Raw genomic sequence first — 7132 nt, forward strand, 5'->3', positions numbered from 1 at the left:
AGCCCCTCGGCCCCGGCTACGAGGCCCGACGCGGTGCGCTACAGCTGTGCCACCTGCTCCTCCACGTGCGGGTCTTTCGGGGCGTCCTACGTCGGCGCCGTCGAACGGGCGCTGGGCTCGTAGGGCTGGTGAGGTCAGCTCCGGAGGGAGGCCTCGTCCATGGCGATGCCCATCACCCCGGCGACCCGGTCGAGGTCGACGTCGCGGGCGAGGAGGACGGCCGAAGCACGCCAGGCGACGGCAGCGATCAGACAGTCGACCATGCCGCGCGGCGTCACCCCGGCCCGCCGGCAGCGTCGGTACACCAGCGCGGCCGCGTCGAAGTCGGCCGCGACGTCCACCGGCAGCAGGTGACATCGGAGAAGCAGTCGGCGCAGGTCGTCGGCCCGTGGTTCGTCTCGTGCGCCGGCACACACCTCCGTGAGCACGGGCTCGGTGACCGCGAGGGGACCCTCGGTGGTGATCAGCTCGGTCAATCGGTGGTCGACCGCGCTACCCGTGGCCCGGTCGTACTCCACCCAGGCCGACGTGTCGGCCAAGATCACGGGACGTCGGCAGGAGGGGTGTCGATGGCGTGGGCTCCGCGCATGGCCAGTGCCTCGTCCCGGGTCATCGGCTGCCCGGCCAGGTGTCGCAGGGCCAGGTCGACGGCCTCGGTCTTCGTCCGGACGCCGTATCGGTCCATGATCGTCTCGACGAGGTCGTCGGCCAGCTCGATGTTGGTCCGGGAACGCGGCATACACTTATGGTGCACCGAACGTGTACGACAGGTGTACTCCCGATCAGGCCGGGCCGACGAGGCCGGCGACGATCTCGGCCGACAACGCGACCAGCGGCAGGCCGCCGCCGGGGTGCGCGGAGCCGCCGACCAGGAACAGACCGGGCACCGGCGAGGCGTTGGCCGGCCGCAGGAAGGCGGCGCGGGCGCCGTTGCTCGACGTCCCGTAGATGGAGCCGCCGACGCTGCGGGTGTCGCGCTCGAGGTCGGCCGGCGTCCGGACGACGCACCAGCGCAGCCGATTCCGGACGTCGAGCCCCCGGCGGGCCATCACGTCGAGCACCCGCGTCGCGTACCGGTCGGCCAGGCCCGGGGCGTCCCAGTCCACGCCGCCGTCCGGATCGTGCCGCGGCGCGTTGACCAGCACGAACCACGACTCGCTGTCGGCGTCGGGGCGGGTGGCCGGGTCGTCGGGGGCGCTGACGTACACGGTGGGGTCGGCGACCGGCTGCGGCGCGCCCCGGTGCCGGCCGATCCCGAACACCGCGTCGAACTCGGCGTCGTAGTCCTCGGGGAACAGGACGGTGTGGTGCGCCAGCCCCGGCGTCCGCCCGCGCAGCGCCAGCAGCAGCACGAAACCGGACAGCGACGCGGTGCTGCGGGCCAGGTCACGGCGCACCCCGCGGGTCGCCCGGGAGGCGGGGAGCAGGTCGGCGTACAGGGCTGCGGCGTCCGCGCCGGACACCACGACGTCGGCCCGCAGCACCTCCCCACCGGCCAGCCGCACCCCGGCCGCCCGGCCGCCCTCGACCAGGACCCGCTCGACGGCGGTGCCGGTGCGGACGACGGCGCCGCGCTCGACCGCCCGCTGCGCCACCGCCTCCGCCAGCCGGCGCAGCCCCCCGCGCACGTACCACGAGCCGAACGCCTGCTCGACGTACGGCACGGTCGCCAGCACCGCGGGCGCCCGCCGTGGGTCCGAGCCGGAGTAGGTGGCGTAGCGGTCGAGCAGGGTGCGCAGCCGCGGGTCGCGCAGGTACGCCGTCCCCAGGCCGCGCAGCGTGCGCCACGGGGCGACCGTCGCGACATCGGCGGCGCTGCGGGCCAGCCGGGCCAGCGTGGCCGCGCCGGCCAGCGGGGAGCGGAGGAACGGCTGTTCGGTGACCTGCCACATCGCCGCGGCCCTCGCCATGAGCGCCGCCCACTGGGTGCCGGTGCCGGAGCCGAGCGCGGCGTCGACGGCGGCGGGGATGCGCGCGGCGTCGCCGGGCACCGACAACGGCGTCCCGTCGGCGAACCGGTAGGCGACGGCGGGATCGACACGCACCAGGTCGACGGCGTCCTCCAGCGGCCCGCCGGTGGCCGCGAACAGGTCCCGGTACAGCTGGGGAAGGGTCACCAGGCTCGGCCCGGTGTCGAACCCGTGCCCGTCCCGGACGTACCAGCCGAGCTTGCCGCCCACCTCCGGGGCCTGGTCGAGCACGGTGACCGCGTGGCCCAGCGCGGCCAGCCGGGCCGCGACCGCCAGGCCACCGGAGCCGGCGCCGACCACCGCCACCCGCGCCACGCCGCCACGGTAACCGGGCCCCGGGCAACCCCCGTTACCCGGCCCGGTGGCCGTCGTTTGCCGGGCCGACACGCCGGGGTAGCCGGTCGGCCCGGTCAGCACCACCGGAAGACGGAGGGGAAGGGACGGAGGGCGCAGACGTGGCCACCCCGACGACGAGGAGATGCCTGGCCGTGGGCGGCCTGGCGGCGGCCCTGCTGACCGGATGTGCGGGCCAGGAGGACGCCGTCCGGAAGGTGGCCCGTGCGTTCGAGGACCCTGCCGCGGCCCCCGCCGACCGTTGTGCGCTGCTCGCGCCGACGACGCGGGAGACCTTGGAGTCCGACGAGTCGCTGCCCTGCGTCGACGCCATCTCCCAGGTCCCGCTCCCAGGCGGCAGGGTGGAGGCGGTGGAGGTCTGGGGCGGCGACGCGCAGGTCCGCCTCAGCGACGACACGGTGTTCCTCACCGAGACCCCGTCCGGCTGGCGGGTGAGCGCCGCGGCCTGTGAGCCGCGCGGCGAGCTGCCCTACGACTGCCAGGTGGAGGGGCCGTGAACGGCGTCCGCGGGGTCTTCCTCGGTTTCCTGGTGGTGATCCTGGTCGGTATCGCCTACGTCGTCGCGCTGGGGCTGATGGGTCGATGACCGCACCCCGCTACGGCTTCCTGCGCGCCAACGCGCTCAGCCTCTCCTTCGGTGCACTGTTCGTCGTGACCCTCGTCGGGCAGGTGATCGCGGGCTCGGCGGACTTCAACGCCCGGCAGGTGGCCAACGGCCTGCCCACGGTCTCGCTCCTCGACTACGTCACCTCGTCGTCCTTCGGTGTCGACGTCATGGAGAACTGGCAGTCGGAGTACCTGCAGTTCTTCCTCTACGTCTTCGCCACCGTCTGGCTGGTGCAGCGCGGCTCCTCGGAGTCCAAGGAGCCGGGCAAGGAGGGCCGGGAGTCCGACGAGGAGCAGGAGGTCGGCCCGCACTCCGACGACGAGTCGCCCCCGTGGGCGCGCACCGGCGGGTGGCGGACGGCGGTGTTCTCCCGCTCCCTCGGCCTCCTCATGGGCGTCCTCTTCCTGCTGACCTGGGCAGCCACCTCGGTCGCCGGCTGGGCCGCCTACAACTCCCAGCGGCTCGGCCAGAGACAGGATCCGGTCAGCTGGGTCGGTTACCTCGGCGAGGCCGACTTCTGGAACCGGTCCTTCCAGAACTGGCAGTCGGAGATGCTCGCCGTCGGCTCCATGGTGATCTTCGCCGTCTACCTGCGCCAGCGCGGGTCGCCGGAGTCCAAGCCGGTGGGCGCCGCGCACGCCGACACCGGCCAGACCGGGTGAAGGACCCCGTCCTCCCCACCCCTCGCGGATTCGGGGCGGGCCCCTGGACGGGGCCGGGCTCGGGCAGGCCCGTGCGCCCCAGCTGGGGGAGCCCCGTCAGGCGGGGACGGCGACGGCGAGGACGGCGAGGTCGTCGGCCTCGTACCGGGAGCCGCGCAGCTGGTCCTCGACCGCGGCGGTGATCGCGTCGACGACCGCCTCGGCGCCGCCGGCCACCCCGGCGAGCACACGGGCCAGCCCGTCCTCGCCGAACTGCTCCCCGGCGTCGTCGCGCGCCTCGGTCACCCCGTCGGTGTAGAGCACCAACGTCGTCCCCCGCGGCAGGTCGACCTCCACCACGGCGACGTCGAGGTCGGGCGTGATCCCCAGCGGGTGGCCGGGAACGCCGACCTCCCCGAGGCCGTCGGGACGGTGGAGCACCGGCAGCGGGTGGCCGGCCACGCCGACCGTCGCGCACACGCCGTCCGGACCGGGGGAGAGCACCAGACAACACGCGGTGACGAAGCGCAGCGGGCCGTCGGTCTGGGCGCGCAGCAGCGCCGCGTTCACCGCACGCAAGACGTCGGCGGGGCCAGCCGTCGTCTCCGCCGCCGGACTCGCCGCCGCCCGGGCGGTGTGCCGGGTGAGCGCGGTGACGGCGGCCGCCTCGGCGCCGGTGCCGCACACGTCGGCGATGAACACCATCCACCGGCCGTCGGACAGCGGCATGACGTCGTAGGTGTCGCCGCCGACCAGCGCGGCGCCCCCGCCGGGCCGGTAGCGGGCGGCCAGTTCGACGCCGCGGATGGCGGGCAGGTGCGAGGGCAGCAGGCTGCGCTGCAGCGTGTCGGCGAGCTGGCGGACCTCCGACTCGGCGCGCAGCCGGCCGAGGAACTGCCCGATCTGGCGGCCGGCGTGGGCCAGCACGTCGACCAGTTCGGCCGGCACCGGCCGCTCCTCACGGGAGAACAGTTCGCAGACGGCCAGCAGGTCGTCACCGCGCAGCACCGGGAAGGCCACGCCGGTGCGGACGCCGTCGCACCGTGCCGCGTCGGTCCGGACGAACCGCGGATCGCTCCACAGGTCCTCCATCGCCACCGGCCTGCGGTGCGCCCACGCCAGTCCGGGCAGACCCTCACCGCGGGCGAAGCGGTGCCGGTGGGCGGCGGCGTGCAGCGCGCCGGGCTCCTCGCCCGGCGCGGTCCACGTGCCCGCGTGCGCCAGCCGGCCGGTGTGCCCGTCGGGCTGCCAGAGCGTCGCGGTGTCCCAGTCCAGCTCGGTGCAGAGCGCGGGCAGCAACTGCCGGAACGCGGCATCGGCGTCCGGCGCCTCGGTGAGGGCCGCCGCCACCCGCTGGATCGCGGCCAGGTGACGGCTGACCTCGAACTGCCGCTCCAGGAGGATCGTCGTGCTCGCGTCGCGCAGGACGGCGACCACCAGCGCGTCGCCGGCCTCCGTGGCCGGCTGCTGCAGCCTCGAGATGGTGAGGTCGACGGGGACCTCGTGGCCGGCCGCGTGGAGCGCCAGGAGCTGGGTGGTCGCCCCGACGAGCTTGCCCTCTCCGGTGGCCGCGTAGCGGGCGAACCCGGTCCCGTGGCCGCGACGGAGGCGTTCGGGCATCAGGACCGTGAGGGATCGTCCCATGAGGTCGTCCGGCCGGTGGCCGAGCAGCTGCCGGATGGCCGGGTTCACGTACGTGATGCGGCCCTCCCGGTCGGCGACGACGACCGCGTCCGGCAGCGCCTCCAGCAGCGCCGGCGCTGCCGGTGCCAGCCTCGACTCGGGCGCCATCCCCCTCCTCATCTCCTCCGGGAACTGTCCCCACGATCCCATACGTGACGTCAGGGATCGAGCACGGACGGTCGACATGTGGTCATGTCGACATGGCCCCGGAAGGCATACCGGATGCACAGCCGGAGCGCTGTTCCACCGGCTGCTGCGCCTGCGACACACTCAGCGCAGGTCCGTGCCGCGTTCGGTCAGGAAGGCCAGCGGGTCGGTGGCGACACCGTCCACGAGCACCTCGAAGTGCAGGTGGCACCCGGTGGAGTCGCCCTTCGTGCCGACCCGCGCGACCTGCTGGCCGGCGACCACGGGCTGTCCGACGACGACCAGCAGGTCGTCGTCCTCCATGTGCGCGTAGCGGGTGACCACGCCGTCCCCGTGGTCGACCACGACCAGGTTGCCGTAGCCCGACGAGGGCCCGGCGCGGACGACGACACCCCCGGATGCCGCGACGACGGGCGCGTCGCAGCCGGGCGCGAGGTCCAGGCCGGCGTGCAGCCGGACGCCGTCGCCGGTGGGGTCGTCGCGCTGGCCGTAGCCGCTGGTGAGGGGACCGTCGGCGGGCGTGGTCCAGTCGCCCGTCACGGTTCGCACGAGCGGCGCAGCGCCGGTGCAGGGCAGCGATCCGGTGCCGGGGGCGAGGCCGGGAACGGTCGCGCCGGAGAGGGCGGCGGCGACCTCGAGGGCGTCGTCCCACCACCGCGCGTAGTGGTAGGGGTCGGCGTTGCGCTGGGTGCGGTGGGCGGCGATCGTCGGCGGCAGCGTCTGCCACCCTTCCACCTGCAGCAGCGCCCGGAAGAAGTTGGTGGCCGAGGTGGTCGGGTCCATCCGGTCCTCGTAGCTGCCCCAGGCGCCGTTGGCCCGTTGCTGGAACAGCCCGCGGCTGTCCGGCCCGGCGGCGTCGCCGTGATCGAGGACGGTCAGCGAGGACTCGCCCATCGCGGTCATCACGCCGATGACCTGCCCGCGGGCGTCGACGCCGAGGGCCTCGCCGGCCTGCATGACCAGCGCCGCGTTGCCCAGTTGCTCGCCGGACCAGCCGGCGACCGATCCCTCCGGGACGCCGGCCACGGCCACCGGCGCCCCGACCGGGTCGCACGCGCTCGCCTGCGGGTCGGGGTGGGTGGCCAGGGCCGCGGCGACCAGGCTCCCGGCCACCACGACGGGCGCCAGCGCGGCGGCGACGGGGAGTCGCCTCACTACGCCGTCCCCGGGAGGGACGCCTCCGGGAACGGGGTCAGGGTCCCGGACGCTGGGGGTGCAGAGGTCTCGACCGGCGTGATCCGCTCCACCAGCCACGGGGCGCCGCCCCCCTCGCGGACCAGCAGGACGGCGTACTCGCCGGCGTCGGTCGGCACCAGCACGGTGGCCAGGTAGGCGCTGACGTTCGGCGTCGGCCGCGGAGGGCCGGTGACCGCCGAGGCCGGGACCGCGCTCGGGTCGGTGCCCGCGTAGGCGACCGTCGCCGCCGGGCTGAGCAGCGGCGACAGCTCGGCCCACCAGCCGGCGGGGTCGGCGTCCGGCCGCGCGAAGGCGGTGACCGCGGCGGTGGCGGCGTCGAGGGCGGCCTGCCGGGATGCGGCGTCGTCGGCAGGCGGGGGCGGCGGGGCGGGGAGATCGGCGTGCACGTCACCGGCATCGGGCGTGGGCGCGGCCGCCGTCCGGTCGGTGAGGACGACGACCGCGTCCGCCCGGGACAACGCCGACCGCTCGATCCACCCCCCGAGCGCCCGCAGCAGCCGGGTGCGCAGGCCTCGGCCGCGCAGCGTGTGCCC

7 protein-coding genes and 1 pseudogene are annotated in these 7132 nt (G+C 75.3%); 2 read left to right on the forward strand and 6 right to left on the reverse strand.

What is annotated here, in order from left to right; all coding sequences use genetic code 11:
• Positions 1 to 134: 134 nt before the first annotated feature.
• From E4P41_RS05975 to crtI, 3 genes are read right to left on the reverse strand one after another with little or no spacing between them, the layout of a single operon-like run.
• Positions 135 to 545 (reverse strand): PIN domain-containing protein, encoded by a 411-nt coding sequence (locus E4P41_RS05975; RefSeq protein WP_135140007.1) that lies wholly within the window; start codon positions 543 to 545, stop codon positions 135 to 137.
• A complete protein-coding gene (locus E4P41_RS05980; protein WP_135140008.1) occupies positions 542 to 739 on the reverse strand; it encodes a type II toxin-antitoxin system VapB family antitoxin in 198 nt (65 codons plus the stop codon). Before E4P41_RS05980 ends, E4P41_RS05975 begins: the two co-directional genes overlap by 4 nt.
• 43 nt (positions 740 to 782) lie before the next feature.
• Positions 783 to 2285: a phytoene desaturase family protein gene (crtI, locus tag E4P41_RS05985; protein WP_135140009.1), complete on the reverse strand. Its 1503-nt coding sequence runs from the start codon at positions 2283 to 2285 to the stop codon at positions 783 to 785.
• Between the two features lie 140 nt (positions 2286 to 2425).
• Between crtI and E4P41_RS05990 the strand changes: the two genes are divergently transcribed.
• Both E4P41_RS05990 and E4P41_RS05995 read left to right on the forward strand, forming a co-directional pair.
• Complete coding sequence (locus E4P41_RS05990; RefSeq protein ID WP_135140010.1) at positions 2426 to 2821, forward strand: hypothetical protein; 396 nt, start codon at positions 2426 to 2428, stop codon at positions 2819 to 2821.
• 85 nt (positions 2822 to 2906) lie between these two features.
• Positions 2907 to 3593, forward strand: a complete 687-nt coding sequence (locus tag E4P41_RS05995; protein ID WP_135140011.1) for a DUF6766 family protein — start codon at positions 2907 to 2909, stop codon at positions 3591 to 3593.
• A 96-nt stretch (positions 3594 to 3689) separates the two neighbouring features.
• Here E4P41_RS05995 and E4P41_RS06000 read toward each other — a convergent pair whose 3' ends face one another.
• The 3 genes and pseudogenes from E4P41_RS06000 to E4P41_RS23065 all read right to left on the reverse strand — a co-directional run.
• The gene (locus E4P41_RS06000) at positions 3690 to 5363 is read right to left on the reverse strand and encodes a SpoIIE family protein phosphatase (protein WP_135140012.1); all 1674 of its coding nucleotides are present in this window, start codon (positions 5361 to 5363) and stop codon (positions 3690 to 3692) included.
• A gap of 162 nt (positions 5364 to 5525) precedes the next feature.
• Positions 5526 to 6557: a M23 family metallopeptidase gene (locus tag E4P41_RS06005; protein WP_135140013.1), complete on the reverse strand. Its 1032-nt coding sequence runs from the start codon at positions 6555 to 6557 to the stop codon at positions 5526 to 5528.
• A pseudogene (locus E4P41_RS23065) lies at positions 6557 to 7132 on the reverse strand (hypothetical protein); the annotation flags it as partial. The pseudogene E4P41_RS23065 and the gene E4P41_RS06005, both read right to left, overlap by 1 nt.

The sequence above is a fragment of the Geodermatophilus sp. DF01-2 genome, from assembly GCF_004571065.1.
Taxonomy (GTDB): Bacteria; Actinomycetota; Actinomycetes; order Mycobacteriales; family Geodermatophilaceae; genus Geodermatophilus.

What these genes read in the sequence shown, in the direction of transcription:
- E4P41_RS06000 (WP_135140012.1), bottom strand. Translation starts at nt 5,363, where the DNA reads ATGGCGCCCGAGTCGAGGCTGGCACCGGCAGCGCCGGCGCTGCTGGAG.
- E4P41_RS05980 (WP_135140008.1), bottom strand. Translation starts at nt 739, where the DNA reads ATGCCGCGTTCCCGGACCAACATCGAGCTGGCCGACGACCTCGTCGAG.
- E4P41_RS05995 (WP_135140011.1), top strand. Translation starts at nt 2,907, where the DNA reads ATGACCGCACCCCGCTACGGCTTCCTGCGCGCCAACGCGCTCAGCCTC.